This window comes from Nocardia sp. NPDC005998 (genome assembly GCF_040614395.1).
Lineage (GTDB): Bacteria > Actinomycetota > Actinomycetes > Mycobacteriales > Mycobacteriaceae > Nocardia.
On sequence record NZ_JBEXUI010000026.1, the window covers coordinates 50112 to 67478 of the forward strand.

Annotated in this window: 12 protein-coding genes; 10 read left to right on the forward strand and 2 right to left on the reverse strand. The window is 68.3% G+C overall.

Translation table 11 applies throughout. The annotated features are described in order from the left end of the window. Nucleotide 1 precedes the first annotated feature (1 nt). From ABZ293_RS28585 to ABZ293_RS28610, 6 genes are all read left to right on the forward strand, one after another. Nucleotides 2-1462, forward strand: coding sequence for a hypothetical protein (locus ABZ293_RS28585; protein ID WP_355185607.1), 1461 nt, complete (start codon nucleotides 2-4; stop codon nucleotides 1460-1462). A gap of 54 nt (nucleotides 1463-1516) precedes the next feature. After that, nucleotides 1517-1840 carry a PE family protein gene (locus ABZ293_RS28590; RefSeq protein WP_355185609.1) on the forward strand — a complete coding sequence of 108 codons (324 nt, stop codon included), beginning with the start codon at nucleotides 1517-1519 and terminating at the stop codon, nucleotides 1838-1840. Nucleotides 1841-1874: 34 nt separating this feature from the next. After that, on the forward strand, nucleotides 1875-2861 hold the full coding sequence (locus ABZ293_RS28595) for a PPE domain-containing protein (RefSeq protein WP_355185611.1): 987 nt from the start codon (nucleotides 1875-1877) through the stop codon (nucleotides 2859-2861). After that, nucleotides 2858-3730 carry an ESX secretion-associated protein EspG gene (locus ABZ293_RS28600; RefSeq protein ID WP_355185613.1) on the forward strand — a complete coding sequence of 291 codons (873 nt, stop codon included), beginning with the start codon at nucleotides 2858-2860 and terminating at the stop codon, nucleotides 3728-3730. The genes ABZ293_RS28595 and ABZ293_RS28600 overlap by 4 nt, the downstream gene beginning before the upstream one ends. A 92-nt stretch (nucleotides 3731-3822) precedes the next feature. Continuing rightward, the gene (locus tag ABZ293_RS28605) at nucleotides 3823-4116 is read left to right on the forward strand and encodes a WXG100 family type VII secretion target (RefSeq protein ID WP_355185615.1); all 294 of its coding nucleotides are present in this window, start codon (nucleotides 3823-3825) and stop codon (nucleotides 4114-4116) included. Between the two features lie 87 nt (nucleotides 4117-4203). Continuing rightward, nucleotides 4204-4500, forward strand: a complete 297-nt coding sequence (locus ABZ293_RS28610) for a type VII secretion protein EsxR (RefSeq protein ID WP_354961924.1) — start codon at nucleotides 4204-4206, stop codon at nucleotides 4498-4500. Between the two features lie 69 nt (nucleotides 4501-4569). Here ABZ293_RS28610 and eccE read toward each other — a convergent pair whose 3' ends face one another. After that, on the reverse strand, nucleotides 4570-6390 hold the full coding sequence (gene eccE, locus ABZ293_RS28615; RefSeq protein WP_355185654.1) for a type VII secretion protein EccE: 1821 nt from the start codon (nucleotides 6388-6390) through the stop codon (nucleotides 4570-4572). Between the two features lie 257 nt (nucleotides 6391-6647). On the opposite strand from eccE, the gene eccB reads away from it, so the two are divergent. Continuing rightward, complete coding sequence (gene eccB, locus ABZ293_RS28620; RefSeq protein WP_355185617.1) at nucleotides 6648-8150, forward strand: type VII secretion protein EccB; 1503 nt, start codon at nucleotides 6648-6650, stop codon at nucleotides 8148-8150. 130 nt (nucleotides 8151-8280) lie between these two features. Here the strand turns inward: eccB and eccA are convergent, their stop codons facing one another. Then, nucleotides 8281-10113: a type VII secretion AAA-ATPase EccA gene (eccA, locus tag ABZ293_RS28625; protein ID WP_355185618.1), complete on the reverse strand. Its 1833-nt coding sequence runs from the start codon at nucleotides 10111-10113 to the stop codon at nucleotides 8281-8283. Between the two features lie 294 nt (nucleotides 10114-10407). Here eccA and eccD point away from each other — a divergent pair, with 294 nt between their 5' ends. From eccD to eccCa, 3 genes are read left to right on the forward strand one after another with little or no spacing between them, the layout of a single operon-like run. Further along, nucleotides 10408-11841, forward strand: a complete 1434-nt coding sequence (gene eccD, locus ABZ293_RS28630; protein WP_355185620.1) for a type VII secretion integral membrane protein EccD — start codon at nucleotides 10408-10410, stop codon at nucleotides 11839-11841. After that, nucleotides 11841-13250, forward strand: a complete 1410-nt coding sequence (mycP, locus tag ABZ293_RS28635) for a type VII secretion-associated serine protease mycosin (RefSeq protein ID WP_355185622.1) — start codon at nucleotides 11841-11843, stop codon at nucleotides 13248-13250. The genes eccD and mycP overlap by 1 nt, the downstream gene beginning before the upstream one ends. 23 nt (nucleotides 13251-13273) lie before the next feature. Next, nucleotides 13274-17308, forward strand: coding sequence for a type VII secretion protein EccCa (gene eccCa, locus ABZ293_RS28640; RefSeq protein ID WP_355185624.1), 4035 nt, complete (start codon nucleotides 13274-13276; stop codon nucleotides 17306-17308). The last annotated feature ends 59 nt before the right edge of the window (nucleotides 17309-17367 follow it).

A 17367-nucleotide genomic window follows, 5' to 3' on the forward strand; every position in this document is an offset into this window, starting at 1 on the left:
GATGTCACAGCCTTCGCTCGACCCCACGGTGCTGGAACTGCTTCGGGGCAGCAACCTCGCCCCGATGCTGGACCAGCCCGTGAGTCACATCCTGCATCAGATGGGCCTGCCTCAGCTGCCGATCATTCCGCCGGCACCGCCGCTTCCGGGCCTGCCGCCGCTCCCGCCGCTGGACATCGGCGCGCTGATGCGCCCGCTGACCGATCTGGCGGGCGCCTTCGGCACCGGTCAGATCGGCACCCCGGCCGTCCATGACGCGCCGGCCGCGCCCGCGCAAACTCCGGTCCCGGCAGCGAATCCCGAGGCCGCCCCGGCCCACAACGGCCTGCCCACCCCCAATGGTGCCAGCGCCCCCGGCCCCCCGCAGGACTCCGCCGCGCCGATGCCCCCGAATGGCGTGCCCGGCCCGGTCGCCGGGCAGGCTCCCGCGATCGATCCGATGCAGGTGCTCAACGGCATCACCCAGGGGCTGCAGATCGTGATGCAGCTGGGCACCACGGCGCTGCAGGTGGCGATGCAGCTCTGGCAGAGCGACGGCGCCCAGTCGGCCGCTACCAAAAGCACTGCCGCACAGGTGAACAGCGGCGAGCTGGCCACGCAGAGCGGCGGTCAGCAGGCCGTGCTCGGCAACGCCGCCTTCTCGATGTTCACCGGGAAGGCGCTGATGGCGGGTGTGGTGGGCCAGTACGCCACCACCACCGCGATGGTGGCGCCGTTCCTGGTTACCCCGCCTGGGCAGGCGTTCCTGCTGTCCTCGACCATCGAGGCGATCAGCGAGGGCCTTGCGGTGGTGGGTAAGACGCGCGCCGAGATGGCCGTGCACTCGGTGAATATGGCGCACGTCGGTACCAAGATCCCGATCACCGGTGCGCCCAAGGGCCTCAATGCCCAAGGTCTGCAAGAACTCATGCAACTGGTGCAGTCGCTGGCACAGGTGGCGCAGACCGGCGCCCGGGCCGCGCAGCAGTTGCAGACCGCGAACACCTCGCTCAGCGCGCCGAAGTCGATCGATGCGACGCAGAACGATTCGATGTCGCCCGCGTCGTTCCCCGGAGGGGGCGGCGTGCCAGGTGGTCTCGGTGGTGCTGGTGTCGGTGGCGGCGGTATGCCGGTACTGGGCGTCCCGGCCACGTCGTTGAGCCCCTGGACCGGCACCAGTGCCACGGGTGCGCCCCGCATACCGACCCAAACGGCCGCGGCCGCAAACCTTTCCGCACTGGAGCCGATGTCGAGCCCGGTCTCGTCCGGTGCCTCGCCTGGCATGCTGCCGACGGGCGGTGCTGTCGGCGCCGCCGCCTCGGCCGTGCGGGATACCGGGCAGGCGGCGCACCAGGCGAATCTGGTGACGGGCAGCAACGGCGACGCCGTGGTCGGTCCGATCGTCGGGGTCACGCTGCCGGTGGTAGGCGCCGCGGGCACGCAGACCGCTGAACCCCCGGCGGATAAGGAATTCACGCTGTAACACTCCGGCGGTGGACCCACCGACCTGAGTTCATAACAAATGAGGGAGGTCGTCATGGCCGGTACGGATAATTTCGACGGGGTGTATTTCGACCCCGCGGCGGCGCGTGGTGCGGCCGCCGGCCTGGACGGCTTGGCGCAGCGGCTCGAGGACGAGCTGCGGGCCGCTGAGCCCCCGCTGACCGTCGCGCCCGCGGGCGCGGACGAGGTGTCGTTGCGCGCGGCGCAGTCCATGAACGGGGTCACCGACTCCTACACCACCAGCGCCGCCGCCGGGGTGCAGGAGATCCGGAAGCTGGCCGCCGCACTGCGCGCCCAGGCCGGCCACTATGAGCAGATCGATAGCGACAGCGCCGCGCACGTCGCCCGATCGGTCTGAGCCGCAGCGCGATTCGGACAAAGGGTTACCGACGATGATCGAGTCACCACAGCCCGGGTTCACCGGTGTGGTCTGGGAGGCGCGCGAGGCCGGTCGGCTCGCGCGCGAGCTGACCACCGGTCCGGGTCCCGTGCCGATGGCCGAGGCGGGCGCGAGCTGGTCGCGGCTGTCGCTCGCCTTCGGTGCAGCGGTCGTCGAGTACCAGCAGATCCTCGCGACGCTGCAGAATGCCTGGCAGTCGCAGGGCAGTAATGCGGTGCACGAGCGGATCAGCAAGTTGCGAGACTGGCTGGCCGACGCCGCCGCCCAGGCGGCAAACAACGCCACCCGGGCCGCGAGCCAGGCTGCCACTTACGAAATCGCCCGGATGGCGATGCCGAACACTGCCGACATCGCCATCCTGGAGGTGGTGCAGCGCTCGCTGGAGCAGATCGGTACCGCGCTCGGCGCCCCGATCAAGGCGGTGGCGGCAACCACCGAAACCGACGCCGATGTCGCGAAGGCCGCGGCGTCGCGGGTGATGCGCACCTACGAGGCGGCGACCGAACCGCTGGCCGAACCCTGGACGCAGGCACCGCCGCCGGCGCTCACCTCCGGTATCGCGCTGGCCGCGGAACAGGCCGCCGCCCAAACGGTCGCGACGCCCACGATGTCCTTGGGTGCGCTGCCGGCCATGCCGAACTTCACCCCGCCCACGTTCACCATGCCGCCGGTACAGACGGTGTATCGGGCGCCCTCGGTGGTGCAGACCCGGACTACCACGGAAGCGCTGGTGACACAGTCGACTCCGGTGACCACCGCGTCCGCGAGCAGCAGTCCGATCGCCTCGCCGATGGCTGCGGGTGGCCCGGTCGGCGGCACCGCGGCCGAGCATCGGTCCGGTCTCGTCAAGGAAACCACCACGGGCCGTGACGAACTCGGCGTAGACACCGGAATCGTCAGCGCCCCCGCGGTATTGGGCGGGGTGGCCGCACCGGCGCCGCCGGTCGAGCCGGGTGCTACCGGTACGGGTGCGCCATGACGACGCTGACCAACGACGGTCTGTTCGCGGTGGCCAAGCGCCTCAGGGTGCAAACACTGCCGGTAGTGCTCGCCGTTGCGCCGCAACATGATTCGTATAACGACTGGCGCGATGCGCAGGAGCGGGCGACCGCGGACCTGACCGCCGCCGGTGTCCTCGACCCCTATGGCGAAGTGGAATCCGAACTGGCTCTGGCGTTGTTCGCGTTGTCTCAGCCGGATCGCGAGATCGTCGCCCGGATCTATGCCACCGCACCGGAATCCGCGGACGCCGAACCGGAATCCACGCCCGAGCAGCCGACTGAGCTCACCCGCCCCGCCGGCTTACCATCCGCCAGGGTGGTACGCGTCTGCGTGGCCCGGCGCGGCGAACAGCATGCCGCGGCCGTGCGCACCGGCGACAGCTTCGACATCGAGGCGATCTGGTCCGACGGCTCGGGCACCGCGCTGGCCCGCCCGCTGCTGCAGGCACTGGGCGCGGGCACGCCTGCGGATGTGGCGACTTTCAGCGCCCCGGCCGACGAACTGGCCCAGCGACTGGACGAATCCACCACGGCCGTCGATTACGCCGATGCCCTTTATGCGCTCGGTGTCGCCGACCGCGATGCCACGGTATTGGGCCTGGCATTCGCATCCTGCCGTGGTTATGCCGAAATAGTGGCCTATGCGCACGAGGACGGTTCGACAATCCGTTCGCCCGGCGCGATCGCCATTTACGAAACCGGCCGCGGGCGAGTTCTCGTCACCGCGGGAATTGCGCCGGACCAGCAGCTTTGGTCCACCGTCGCACCGGGTACCGATCGTCGAATCGCGGAAGCTCTTTCCACGGTGGTCGAGATGTTGCCCGGGGGAAGGTGGCTGACGGACTGATTCCTGCGAAATATGTATGCATCTCCTATTTCGACGGGCGATCGGACTTTGATCGCCGAGATTGAATTCAACGATGAGGAAAGGTTCGGAAAATGGTGAACTTCATGGGCGGTGGCGACGTCGTCGCCCTGGACCACGCACAGCACAAGAATGTCGTCACAGACATGCACGATGCGATCAACCAGATCAAGAACAAGATTCAGGAAATCGAGGACTCGGCCGATCGCGCCAAGGCGGGCTGGAAGGGTGACGCGAACGCGTCGTTCCTGAAGGCCGCGACCGAATGGCACAACGAGGCTGAAACCCTGAAGGGCAGGCTGAACGCGCTGAGCGATGCCGTCGACAAGGGCGGTCACACCATCACGAGCATGGACCAGCAGGCCTAATTCTGCGGTTCGCGCCCACTTTACGGAGTCGATCGCTGACGAGGCGATTCCGATCAGAAATTCCAGACTCGAAACGAGGTTTCACACATGGTTGACATTCTTTACGACCCCGCCACTATGACCGCATTGCATGATGAACTAGAGGGTGCGCACAAGGATCTGAACCACGAGGCCAGCAACCTGGTCGACACGGCCAAGCGTTTCCACCAGGCCCTGCAGGGTGATCAGGCCAAGGCCGCCTTCGACGGCGTCTTCAAGAACTGGTCCGACGAGTACGACAACAACCTGGTCGTGCTGCAGAAGCTCTACGACTCGGTCAACGACGCGATGCATCGTGCGCGTCAGGCCGACGGTGTCGTCGCGGACGGCTTCTCGGGTTTCTGAGTTCGCACAGCGTTATAGCGTGGGCCGGTCGGCGAAATTATCGCCGACCGGCCCACCGCTTTCCGTGCGTCACTGCGCTTCCCGGGTGACCAATGATTCCCCGATGTATTGCATTTCGTCCGGCGTCGTCACCATCTGCACCGTCGACGATCCGGCGGCGGTGCGCACGGTGATCTGATTCGGTGTTGACGGCTGCTGCATCAGCGTCACATCCGCATCGAACGGCGCGTGGCCCTGCTCGTCCGCGTGCACGTACACGATGGTGGCTCCGCCCGGCAGTGCGGTCGGTGTGATGCCGTCGAAGACCACCATCGTGGTCGTCGGATACGGCGCACTGGCTGGCTCGACCGGCGCGCTGGTGGGCTCCCGTGTGCCCATTGAGCGCGGCGCCAGCGAGAGCGCATGCGGCGCCCCGACGTGGTTGACCATGGTGTACCAGGCCTCGGTGCGGGTCGTGTGCACCACTGCCCGCGCGCCCAGCGCCAGCGCTCGCAACACAACCTGTTGTGCCAGATCGAGATTGCCGATCACCTCGAGATAGCGGGTACCCTCGCCGAGCAGCGGCACCGCGATGCCCTGGCCGGTGGTGTCGGCGCCGATGAGCTGCCCGCATCCGGCCGTGGGCACGGTGAGATCGGTGAGCGCGTCGAGCGGGCCGCGCTGCTCGTCGGCCGAGCGGTCCGGGGTGCCTATGGGCAGCGTGTTCAGCAGCGCGCGGCGCTGCTGGCCGGGGAGCCGGCGCAGGCCGGGCACGGGCGCACCCTCGGGCGCGGTCATGGTGTCGAAGCGCACCAGCGCATTCAGCGAGACCAGCCCCGATACCGCGCGCTGGTCGCCGCGCGGCGGCACCGGCCGCAACCGCACCGCGATCGTGGTGGACAGGCTCGGCGTGGACCACAGATCGGCGAAGCCGCGGGTGCCGATGAGATCGTTGCCGATCGTGTAGCTGGTCAGATGCACGCCCTGGTATTGCAGCGAGGCCGTGGTCTCGGTGAACTGATCGACGGAGATGCCGTGGGTGAGCTGCTGCACCGCAGTGTTGATCTCGGCGGCAGTCAGCACCGACACCGTGATGCCGTGCGCGGCAAGGCGATTGGCGACGCGGCGGGTGGCGATGATCGCGGTGCGCAGCGCGCCCTCCCCGCCGCCGCTGCGGTTGGCGACGGCCTCGGCATTGGCCAGTGGATCCAGCCGCAGCACCAGCCACACCGTGCGGCGGGCGATGGCCGGCAGCGGCCCCAGGATGCTGTCGTAGATCTGCGCGACGGGCCCGTTGCTGGCGGTGCGGGCCCCGGCGCTGATCACGTCGATGGAGGAGAGCGTGATGTCGAACTGCGACAGGCAGTTCGCGACCTCGCCCAGCGGCAGCAGCTGCCCGGCATCCAGCGAGCCGGGCCGCAGCCAGGTCACCATGTCCGGCGGCGGCTCGATGCGCAGCATGGTGATCAGCCGGTCGTTGTCCCAGCGCACGCCGTAACTGCCGCCTTCGGGCACCGGCACGTCGAACGGCTCCGGCGGCCGGGTGCTCGGATTGTGCCGCATCCGGTACCACCGGAACCCCACGGCGCCGGCGCACATTCCGGCGAGCGAGCGAGGTGCGCGGCGCCGCATCGGTGCCAGCCCCAGCAACAGCACGGCCGCGCCGATCCCGGCCACGGCCGCCAGCGGCAGCGCGAAAACCGTTGCAACCCAGGTGGCCGCGGCGGTGACCAGCACCACCGGTGTCACCACGGACAGCGGATAGTCGCGGAACAGCCAGAAGTCCTCGTCGCGCAGGGCCGCTCGGGGCGCGGCGGTGACGCCGGTGGGCGCCGTGCCCTCATCAGTGGATGCTGGTGCGCCACCTGGATTCTCCGGACCAGTGTGCGCGGTCGTCGTTTCGTCGACCATTGTCACCGGTCTTTCTCCTTCACAGTGTTGTTCATAATTATCCGCCGCGGGTAGAACCAGCCGTTGACCAATAAACTCGCCGGCCGGCCTCGCGAGTATCGTGCCCCGCAACCGATTCGGCGCGAATAACGTTACCCGTTCCGAGGGGGCTGGCTGGCGGAGCCGGCGGGATTGCAATGAAATTGCCGTAAGTGGCGTCCCGGCGGTGCACCACATAGTCTTTGAGCCAGAGCACACTTATCAGTTAGGGGTAGCAGGTGCCGGCACAGCTGACCACCCGGGCTCAGGTCAACGGCTATCGCTTTCTACTGCGGCGCCTCGACCACGCCCTTGTGCGCCGCGATGTGCGCATGTTGCATGATCCGTTGCGCTCGCAGAGCCGATCGCTGGTCGTGGGCGCGATCCTGGGGCTGCTGGTGGTTGCCGGTGCGGCGATCCTGGCGTTCATCCGCCCGCAGGGCGCGATCGGGCAGTCGAAGATCGTGATGGGTAAGGACAGCGGCGCCCTCTACGCGGTGGTCACCGACAAGTCCGGCAGCTCCACCCTGCACCCGGTGCTGAACCTGGCCTCGGCCCGGCTGATCACCGGCAGCAACGAAGCGCCCGCCTCGATCAAGGAGGGCAAGCTCGGCTCCATGCCGCGCGGCCCGCTGCTCGGCATTCCCGGTGCGCCGCAATCGCTTCCGGGTTCCAGCCAGGGCTCCCGCTCGGACTGGACGCTGTGCGACGCGGTGCAGCTCTCGGCCACCGGCAGCTTCACCGGGGTCACCTCCACCACCGCGACGGTACTGGCCGGGCCGCCGCGACTGGGCGACCGGATACACTCGGCCGGGGCGAACGAGGCCGTGCTGGTGTACCGCGCCGACCAGACCTTCCTGATCTACGATGGCAAGCGTGCCGAGATCGACCCGAACAACTCGGTGCTGGCCCGCACCCTCAACCTGTCAGCGCATCCGGCCCGCCCGGCCGGCGCCGGCCTGATAAATGCCGCCACCGCGGTGCCGCCGCTCACCCCACCGTCGATTCCGGATGCCGGTAAGCCCGGCCCAGGCAAGCTGTCGGGTGTGCCGGTGGGCGGCGTGGTGTCGGTGGCCGGTGTGAACGGCAGCGACAAGCCGGAGCTGTACGCGGTGCTCTCCGATGGGGTGCAGCGGATTTCGCCGTTCACCGCCGCGCTTCTGCGCAATGCCGATTCGCACGGCATGAGCCAGATCAAAACCGTCCCACCGGATCTGCTCGACGGGGTGCCGGTGGTGACCGATCTGCAGATCGCGCAATTCCCGGCCGAGGTACCGAAAATCGTTGCGGCCGAGGATGCCCCGGTGACCTGCGTGAACTGGCACAAGGACGCCGGGTTGGTGTCGCCGGACGCCAAGAGCGATCCGACCGACAAGGCGAGGGTGTCGCTGCTGCTGGGCGCTCGTCTGCCGCTGGCGGATCCGGCCAAGCCGGTGGAGCTGGCCAGCGCCGGCTCGGCCGATCACGTCTCCAATGTGTACGTGCCGCCGTCGACCGGTGAGTTCGTGCAGGCCACCGGGATGACCTCGGGCAACGTGCGGCGCGACGGCCTGTTCTTCATCAGCGACATCGGAATCCGTTACGGCATACCGGATACCAACACCGCCAAGCTGCTGGGCCTGGGTGATTCACCGCGCCTGGCGCCGTGGGCGGTCGTGAGCCAGCTGGTGCCAGGGCCGACCTTGTCCCGCCAGGATGCCCTGGCCAGTTACGACACGTTGCCGCCCCAGAACAGCAACTGACAGCTCCGCCGTCCGGATGCGAGCCCCCGTCATTCCGGCATGCTTTCAGCCGGAATTCGCCGGGGCACAGTGGATCCCGGCTAAAAGCATGCCGGGGTGACGAGATGTCGTACCGGGGGATGACTAGGGATCAGTTCAGCTGCTGGCTCAGCCCCAGCGACGCCAGCACGCCTTCGAGTGCGGTTTGCATGTCGGGGCGTTCGATCCGCATCAGCACCGATTCGTCGACCTCGGACAGATCGAGGGTGTCGTCGTTGGCGAGGCGGAATTCGCGTTCCTCCTCGGCGGCCTCGATGATGTTGCGGATGAAGCGACCGTTGCCGGCCAGGTCGACCCCGCGGCGGGGTTGGCCGCTCTGGTCGGTGCTTTCCAGGTTGTAGAGCCGCTCGCACACTTCTTCCAGGAGTTCCTGTGCGTCGGTGGCGAGTTCGGAGTCGCGGGCGGTGGCGATGACCCGTCCGATCTGGCCGAGTTCGGGAGCGGTGTAGGAGGGGAACTGCAGCCGCTTGGCGAAGCGCGACGCCAAACCGTCGTTGGCGGCCAGCAGCCGGTCGATCTCACCGTCGTAGCCGGCGATGATGACCACGAGCCGGTCGCGGTCGTTCTCCATCCGCGCCAGCAGCGTGTCGACGGCCTCACGGCCGAACGCATCCCCGCCGGAGAGCCCGGTCTGGATCAGGGTGTAGGCCTCGTCGATGAACAGCACCCCGTCCATCGCGGAGTCGATCAGCTTGTCGGTCTTGATCGCCGTGGATCCGAGGTGTTCGCCGACCAGGTCCATGCGTTTGGCCTCGACCACCGTGTCGGTCTTGAGCAGCCCGAGCCCGCAGTAGATCTTGGCGACCACACGGGCGATGGTCGTCTTACCGGTACCGGGCGGCCCGGTGAAGGCGAGGTGGTTGCCGCGCGGTGCGGACGCCAATCCCTTCTCGGCGCGGATCTTGGCCAACTGCGCGGACGACTGCAGCTTTGCCACCTGATTCTTCACCGCCGTCAGGCCGATCTGCCGCTCCAGCTCTGCGCGCGCCTCGGCCAGGATCCGCTTGGCCCGGTCCTCGGTTTCGGCGGCCTGTGTGTCCTCCAGCGACGGTGCGGAGGCGGGGTCCCACCTGTTGGTTCGGGCCTCGATCTGCTCGCGGCTGGTGACCTGGATGCGGTAGCTGCGGTCCCGCATGGCCTCGGTGTTCGCGGCGAAGTCCGGGGCCTGCGAGTACACCTTCTCGAACAGGCCCTGCGCCTCTTCCTCGCTGCCGGACTCGCGCAGGCACAACCCGCGGCAGAACATGGCGGTGGTGCGGGCGGCAGGGATCGGGCCCAGCTCGGCCAGCTCCATCCGCCGGATCGCCTCGCCGAACAGGCCCAACTGGGCGCACGCCGACCCGACCATCACGTGCGCGCCTGCGGCCATGAAGGGGTCGTCCCAGCTATCGGAGCCGGCGAGCACGGTCATCACGTCGGGCCAGCGCTGGGTGTTGTAGTGCAGTACCCCGCGCGTGTACGCGGCCAGTCGCGCATCCGCGCCGACGTCGACGCCGGTCTGGGTGCGCTGATAGTCGGCGAGCCCATCGAGAACCCGCACCGCCTCGTCGAACTGCTTGTCGGCGATCAGCATCGTCGCCTGCGCCACACAGATCTCGGAGTAGTTGGCCAATGGATAGTCGATGTACAGCCCGGTGGAAAACCGCCCCGCCAACGCCCGCGACGGCAGCCCGAGGCGGCGTTGTTCGCGATACAGCGTGGAACCGGCGGTTTCGTACAGCGAGTTCACCACCGCGGAAGTGACCTCGCCGGCGGCGGCCAAGCCCAGCCAGGCATCGCACATCGTCGGATCCCACTCCGTGGCCCGCTGGAACGCCAGTTTGGCGTACTCCAAATCGCGGGTCGATTCCTGGCCGTCGATGGACAGTCCCAGGGAAAGAACACCGGCCTTGAATGCGCGTTGTGCTTGGCGGTTGCCGGTCATAGCTGCCTATCCTCGAATGTTTCTGTTGTAATGGCGAATTCAATTCACTCTGACCATCGTTGTGATGGCGCAGTTACTGCTTGATGATGGCGCAGTTACTGCTTAATGATGGCGCAGTTACTGCTTAATGATGGCGCAGTTACTGCCTGGTGATGGCGCAGTTTGCTGCCTGCTGGATACATTATGGTCGGCACCGAGAGGTTGCCAAGTGAGATCGTCAACTAAAGTGAGAGTGGCAATTTGACCGCGCCTGATCCCGTCCGCCGAGCGGTCGTCGGACCCGAATTGTGCCGCGTGTCCGTCATTGGGGGAGATACTCAACTCGATGTCGGACTGCCGGTGTCTGTCCCGATCGCGTCGTTCATCGGTGAGTTGGTTGCGCTGATCGGTTCGCGGACACCGGATCTCGGTGACAGCGACGAGGACACCAGCCCAGCGGAAGCCCAGCACTGGACGCTGGCCCGGCTCGGCCGCGAGGCCATCCCGCCCAGCCGCACCCTGACCGAGGCCGAGGTACGCGACGGTAACCTGCTGGTTTTACGTGCAGTGGGCGCCAAGGAGTCCCCGGCGCTGTTCGATGACGTCATCGACGCGGTATCGCGGCTGACCACGGTTTCGTTCCGGGGCTGGTCGCCGAGTGCGGCCCGCTGGACCGGGCTGGTATCGGGCGTGATCGCCGTGGGGTTGGCCGCACTGCTGCTGACGCTGGTGCGCGCCAACGGTGCGGGCTGGGTGCCCTCGGTGCTGTCGCTGGGCGTCGGGGTGGCGGCCCTGACGGCGGCGGCCATCGCGGCCCGGCGCTACTCGGACACGCTCTCGGCGGTGTGGTTGGCGCTGTCCGCGCTGGTGCTGTTCTTCAGCGGCGCCGCCCTGCTGGCTCCGGGTTCGCTGGGCAGTCCGCATCTGCTGCTTGCCTTCTCGGTGACCTTGGTCGCCGCGGCGGTGGGGTATCGCGCCACCGGCGTCGGCACCACCCTGTTTTCGCTGGTGATCACGGTGTGCCTGATCGGCATGGTGATCTCGGCGGTGCGCATGATCTGGGATCCGGCGTTGCCCAAGATCGCCGCGGGCATGTCGGTCGGGGCACTGATCCTGCTGTCGATGGTGCCGCGGCTGGCCGCGCTGCTGGCCCGGCTTCCGGTGCCGCCGGTGCCGACCGCGGGCGCGGCCATCGATCCCGCCGATCACGAACCCAGCCCCACCATCGAAGGCATCGGTGCGATCGGCGCGACGGCCCTGCCGTCCGCGGTCGGGCTCGGCCGCCGCGCCGAGGCCGCCAACCAGTATCAGACCGGCCTACTGGGCGCGTGCACGATCGCCGCGGTGTTCGGCGGGGTCGGTGCGGCCGATACGTTGGGCGGTACCCGCTGGCAGGGGCTGGCGCTGGCGGTCATCCTCGCGATCATCCTCGCGTTGCGCGGCCGGTCCTTCGCCGATCTGACTCAGGCGGGGACGCTGATCGCCGGCGGTGCCGTCACCTTCGCCGCGGTCGTGGCCGGTGTGGCGCTGGGGAATTCGTACGAGCATCCCGGGGTAACGCTGGTTGCCGCCGTGGTCCTGCTCGTCTTCGCCGCGGCCACCGTCGCCTTCGGGGTCATCGGCCCGCACGTGGAGATCACCCCGATCGCTCGGCGCGTCGGCGAGATCTTCGAATACCTGCTGATCATCCTGGTGATCCCGCTGGTGCTGTGGATCATGGGTGTGTACTCGATGGCGCGCAACATCTGATGAGGTTCGCGCGAATCGGTTGTGCCGCAGCGGTTCTCGTTGTCGCGATGCTCGGCGTCCCCGGACCGGCGGGCGCTGTCCCACCGCCCGGTGTCGACCCGGGCGCCATCGGCCTCGCCCTGGCGCTGAGCCAGAATCCGGCCCCGCTCGAGCCCACCGAGCAGAAGGTGCAGTGCGCCGAACCGGTGCTCAAGGGCGTCCCGCCGCGGGAGCCGCCGGTCGCGCAGCGGGTGCTGAATCTTCCCGAGGCCTGGCAGTTCAGTCGCGGCGCGGGTCAGCGGGTCGCCGTCATCGACACCGGGGTCAACCGGCATCCGCGGCTGCCCGGGCTGCAGGCCGGCGGCGACTTCGTCTCCACCACCGACGGCACTGAGGACTGCGACGGTCACGGCACCATCGTCGCCGGCATCATCGGCGCGCAGCCCAGCCCTGGCGACGCCTTCGTCGGGGTGGCCCCCGATGCCCAGGTGCTCACCATCCGCCAGCTCAGCCTCGCTTATCAAGTGAAGAACAGCGCCGGCGGCAATCAGGTGCCCGGCGCCATCACCGGTACCGGATATGGCAATGTGCTCACACTGGCCGCAGCCATCGTGCGGGCCACCGACATGGGCGCCACGGTGATCAACATCTCCGAGGTCGCCTGCACCCCGGCCGGCGCCGACACCGCCGACGGCACGCTCGGCGCGGCCGTGAAATACGCCTTCGACCACAACGTCGTCGTGGTGGCCGCGGCCGGCAACCTGCAGCAGGACGGCGCCTGCCAGGTGCAGAACAGTGGCTCGGGCTGGTCGGACGTGCAGACCATTTCGAGTCCGGCCTGGTTCGACAAGTACGTGCTGTCGGTCGCCTCGATCGACCCGACCGGCGCCACGTCCGAGCTCACCCTGCGCGGTCCCTGGATCGGGGTGGCCGCGATCGGCCGCCAGATCACCTCGCTGGACAGTAAGCGCGGTGGCACCGGCCTGATCGACGCGGTGCAGACCCGCGAAGGTCCGCACGATATCGAGGGCACCAGCTTCGCGGCGCCGTACGTGTCCGGGCTGGCCGCGCTGGTGCGGGCCAGGTTCCCGGAGCTGAACGCCGCACAGGTGATCGACCGGATCGAACGCACCGCACACGGGCCGGGCACCGGCCGCGACGACGGCGTCGGGCACGGGCTGATCGATCTGGTGGCCGCGCTCACCGCGCAGCTGCCGGCGCAACCGGTCAATCCGGCCGCCACTGTGCGACACGACATTCCGGCGCCCTATGTGCCGCCGGCCCCGGACCCGCGGCCGCGGCGCTGGGCGATCATCGGCTCCACCGCCTCGGTGGCGGTGCTGGGAATCGGTGCGCTGGTGGCGATTCCGTTCCGGCGCCGGCACAGCGACCACGAAATCGACCAGTCCTTGCTCGACAGCGAGCGCTGACCACAGATTCGCGAGGCAGACCCATGATTACCGAAGGCTTCGTCCGCCGCCCCCGGATCGCGCCGCCGCGCGCGCCGGGTGGCGAGATTACGCTGACCCCGCCGCCGGAGGTGTCACGGCCGTTGCCGGGGCCGCTGCTCGCCCGGCTCATGCCGCTGGTGATGGTGGTCGCAGTGGTCGGCATGCTGGCGCTGTTTGTGATGATGGGCAAGCAGCTGTTGTCCAACCCGTTCATGCTGATGTTCCCGATGATGATGCTGATGTCGATGGCCGGCATGATGATGGGCTTCGGGCGCGGCGGACCGAAATCGGCGACCGAGCTCAACGAGGAGCGCAAGGACTACTTCCGCTACCTGGATCAGATCCGCAAGGACACCCGCCGGACCGGGCTCAAACAGCTGGAATCGCTGACTTGGAGTCACCCCGAGCCGGCCGATCTGGAATCGCTGGTTGGCACCCGCCGGATGTGGGAGCGCCGCCCCAACGACCCGGACTTCGGGCACGTGCGGGTCGGGGTGGGCAGCCATCGGCTCGCCACCAAGCTGGCCCGGCCGGAGACCGGCCCGCTGGAGGATCTGGAACCGGTGTCGACGGTGGCGCTGCGGCGTTTCGTGCGCACCCATTCGGTGGTGCACGGGCTGCCGACCGCGGTGTCGCTGCGGGCGTTCCCGGCCATCAACATCGAGGGCACTGCGGAGGAAGCCCGGATGCTGGCCCGCTCGATGCTCCTGGCGTTCAGCGCATTTCACGGTCCTGACCACGTCGCGGTGGCGATCGTATGCGCGGATCCGGACGGTCCGGCCTGGTCGTGGGCGAAATGGCTGCCGCAGCTGCAACATTCGACGGTGCGTGACGGCATGGGTTCGGCTCGGATGATGTACGGCTCGCTGGGGGAGCTGGAGACGGCGCTGTCGGCCGAGCTGCTCGAGCGCGGGCGGTTCATGCGCAACCCGCAGCCTACCCAGGGCCGCACGCACCTGCTGGTGATCATCGACGACGGCTTCGTCAACGGCACCGAGCGGCTGGTCAGCGAGTCCGGCCTGGATTCGGTGACGGTGCTGGATCTAACCGCGCCGGAGAACGGCCTGGCTGCCCGCCGCGGCCTGCAGTTGGTGGTCGCCGACGGCGCGGTGAGCGCGCGCAGTGCGGCCGGCGTGGAGCGCTTCGCCACTGTGGACGAGGTGAGCATCGCCGAGGCCGAGGCCTTCGCCCGCACCTTGGCCCGCTTCCGGATCGCCACCGCCGCGCAGATCGTGAGCCTGGGCGATGACACCCGCGTCGATCCCGGCCTAATGGCGCTGTTGAAGATTCCCGATGCGGCACAGATCGATCCGGTCAAGGTGTGGCGCCCGCGCACCCCCCGGGAGCGGCTGCGGGTGCCGATCGGCATCACCCCCGACGGAGCGCCGGTCGAGCTGGACATCAAGGAGTCCGCCGAGAACGGCATGGGTCCGCACGGATTGTGCATCGGCGCAACGGGTTCGGGTAAGTCGGAGTTCCTGCGCACGCTGGTGTTGTCGCTGGTGACCTCGCACTCGCCGGATGCGCTGAATCTGATTCTGGTCGACTTCAAGGGTGGCGCAACGTTTCTCGGGTTGGATCCGCTGCCGCACGTGGCCGCGGTCATCACGAACCTGGAGGCCGAGCTCTCCATGGTCGACCGCATGCGCGACGCGCTGGCCGGCGAGATGAACCGCCGCCAGGAACTGCTGCGCTCGGCGGGCAATTTCGCCAACGTCACCGATTATGAGAAGGCCCGTGCCGCGGGTGCGGCGCTGGATCCGCTGCCGGCACTGTTCGTGGTGGTCGACGAGTTCTCCGAATTGCTTTCGCAGAAGCCAGATTTCGCGGATCTGTTCGTGATGATCGGCCGGCTGGGCCGGTCGCTGCATGTACATCTGTTGCTGGCCTCACAGCGGTTGGAGGAGAACAAACTTCGCGGCCTCGACTCGCATCTGTCCTACCGCATCGGCCTGCGCACCTTCTCCGCCAACGAATCTCGTGCGGTGCTTGGCATCACCGACGCCTACCATCTGCCCAGCATTCCCGGCTCCGGCTATCTGAAGACCGACGCCGATGATCCGTTGCGGTTCAACGCCACCTACGTCTCGGGTCCCTACACCCCGCCGCGCGGCAGCGGCCCGGTGAGCGAGGACGGCCGCGCGCCGAGCGGCTCGCCCACCGTGTTCACCGCCGGCCTGGTGGAGATGCCCGAACTGTCGGATCCGGAATTCGAGGACCCGCTGGGACTGCCGCCTCCGCCGCCCGCCGAACCGGTTGCCGAGGAAGGCATTCCGGACACACTGCTGCAGGTCGTGGTGGGCCGCCTCACCGGGCACGGCCGTCCCGCGCACGAGGTCTGGCTGCCGCCGCTGGACGAATCGCCCTCGGTGGACATGCTGCTGCCGGATCCGGATTGGCGCTCGCCGGTGAACCGACACCAGCGGCTGTGGATGCCGATCGGCATCATCGACAAGCCCTACGAGCAGCGCCGCGACGTGCTCACCATCCAATTAGCCGGCGCTCAAGGCAATGTCGCGGTGGTGGGCGGTCCGCAGTCGGGCAAGTCCACCGCGCTGCGCACCATCATCATCGCCACCGCCGCCACACACACCCCCGAGCAGGTGCAGTTCTACTGCCTGGACTTCGGCGGCGGTTCCATGGCCGGTCTGGTCGGGCTGCCGCATGTCGGCTCGGTCGCCGGCCGATTGGATGTCGACCGGGTGCGCCGCACCATCGCCGAGCTCACCGCGCTGATGCGCCAGCGCGAGGAGCGCTTCAGCGAGCTCGGCATCGAGTCGATGGCCGAGTTCCGCCGCCGCAAGTTCGCCGATCTGCGGCCCGACGGCACCCTGCCGCCCGGTCATCCCCTCGAGGAGGACCGGTTCGGCGATGTCTTCCTGGTGATCGATGGCTACGCCTCGGTTCGCGAGGAATTCGACACCCTGGAGGGCTCGATCAACGCGATTGCCGCGCAGGGTCTTTCGTACGGCATCCACCTCATGCTGGGTGCGGCCCGGTGGGCGGAGATCCGGCCGGTGGTCAAGGACCAGATCGGAACCCGGCTCGAGCTGCGGCTCGGCGATCCCGCCGATTCCGAAATGGGCCGCCGCACAGCCGCTCTGGTACCGGTCGGACGCCCGGGCCGCGGCCTGACGCCGGACCAGCTGCACCTGCTGATGGCGCTGCCGCGGCTGGACTCCGATACCGATCCGTCGAATCTGTCCGAGGGTGTCGCCGCGTCCCGGCAGGCGATGGAACAGCTGTGGGGCGACCGCCGCGCCCCCGAGGTGCGGATGCTGCCGGCGCAGCTCGATCGGGCCGAACTGCTGGCCACGGCCGCCGCGCGCGGCATCGAGCAGAACGCCACCCGCGTCGTCGTCGGACTCGGTGAGGACGAATTGGAGCCGCTGGTACTGGATTTCGGTGCCGAAGCGCATCTGATGGCGTTCGCGGACGTGGAGTGCGGCAAGACCACGCTGCTGCGCAACATCGTCTTGGGCATCACCGAGAATTCGACCGCCGAGGAGGCCGTCGTCGTCCTCGTCGACTACCGCCGGACCATGCTCGGCGTTCTGGAGGGTGAGCAGCTCGCCGGGTATTCGACGTCCTCGCAGACCTGCGGGTCGATGATCAACAATCTGGTCAAGTTCCTCACCGACCGCATCCCGGGCTCCGACATCACCCCGCAGCAGTTGCGCGAACGCAGCTGGTGGAGCGGGCCCGAGGTCTACATCATCGTCGACGACTACGACATGGTGACCACCGGCTCGAATCCGCTGCTGCCGCTGCTGGAATTCCTGCCGCAGGCCCGCGACATCGGCCTGCATCTGATCATCACCCGCCGCACCGGTGGTATCTCGCGCGCCCTGTTCGATCAGGTGCTCGGCACCATGAAGAATATGTCGGTGGACGTGCTGCTGATGTCCGGCCCGCGGGACGAGGGCCGGCTCTTCGGCGACGTGCGCCCGATGAAGCTGCCCCCGGGCCGCGGCATGTACATCTCCCGCACCCGCGGCAACGAAATGGCGCAGGTCGCCTACCTGCCACCGCTGTGATCCCCTGGCCCGTAGGGGTTTCACCAGGGTTGGTAGTCCAAGTATTCGAGGCCGGGCTT

What these genes read in the sequence shown, in the direction of transcription:
- ABZ293_RS28585 (WP_355185607.1), top strand. Translation starts at nt 2, where the DNA reads ATGTCACAGCCTTCGCTCGACCCCACGGTGCTGGAACTGCTTCGGGGC.
- ABZ293_RS28590 (WP_355185609.1), top strand. Translation starts at nt 1,517, where the DNA reads ATGGCCGGTACGGATAATTTCGACGGGGTGTATTTCGACCCCGCGGCG.
- ABZ293_RS28595 (WP_355185611.1), top strand. Translation starts at nt 1,875, where the DNA reads ATGATCGAGTCACCACAGCCCGGGTTCACCGGTGTGGTCTGGGAGGCG.
- ABZ293_RS28600 (WP_355185613.1), top strand. Translation starts at nt 2,858, where the DNA reads ATGACGACGCTGACCAACGACGGTCTGTTCGCGGTGGCCAAGCGCCTC.
- ABZ293_RS28605 (WP_355185615.1), top strand. Translation starts at nt 3,823, where the DNA reads ATGGTGAACTTCATGGGCGGTGGCGACGTCGTCGCCCTGGACCACGCA.
- ABZ293_RS28610 (WP_354961924.1), top strand. Translation starts at nt 4,204, where the DNA reads ATGGTTGACATTCTTTACGACCCCGCCACTATGACCGCATTGCATGAT.
- eccE (WP_355185654.1), bottom strand. Translation starts at nt 6,390, where the DNA reads ATGGTCGACGAAACGACGACCGCGCACACTGGTCCGGAGAATCCAGGT.
- eccA (WP_355185618.1), bottom strand. Translation starts at nt 10,113, where the DNA reads ATGACCGGCAACCGCCAAGCACAACGCGCATTCAAGGCCGGTGTTCTT.
- mycP (WP_355185622.1), top strand. Translation starts at nt 11,841, where the DNA reads ATGAGGTTCGCGCGAATCGGTTGTGCCGCAGCGGTTCTCGTTGTCGCG.
- eccCa (WP_355185624.1), top strand. Translation starts at nt 13,274, where the DNA reads ATGATTACCGAAGGCTTCGTCCGCCGCCCCCGGATCGCGCCGCCGCGC.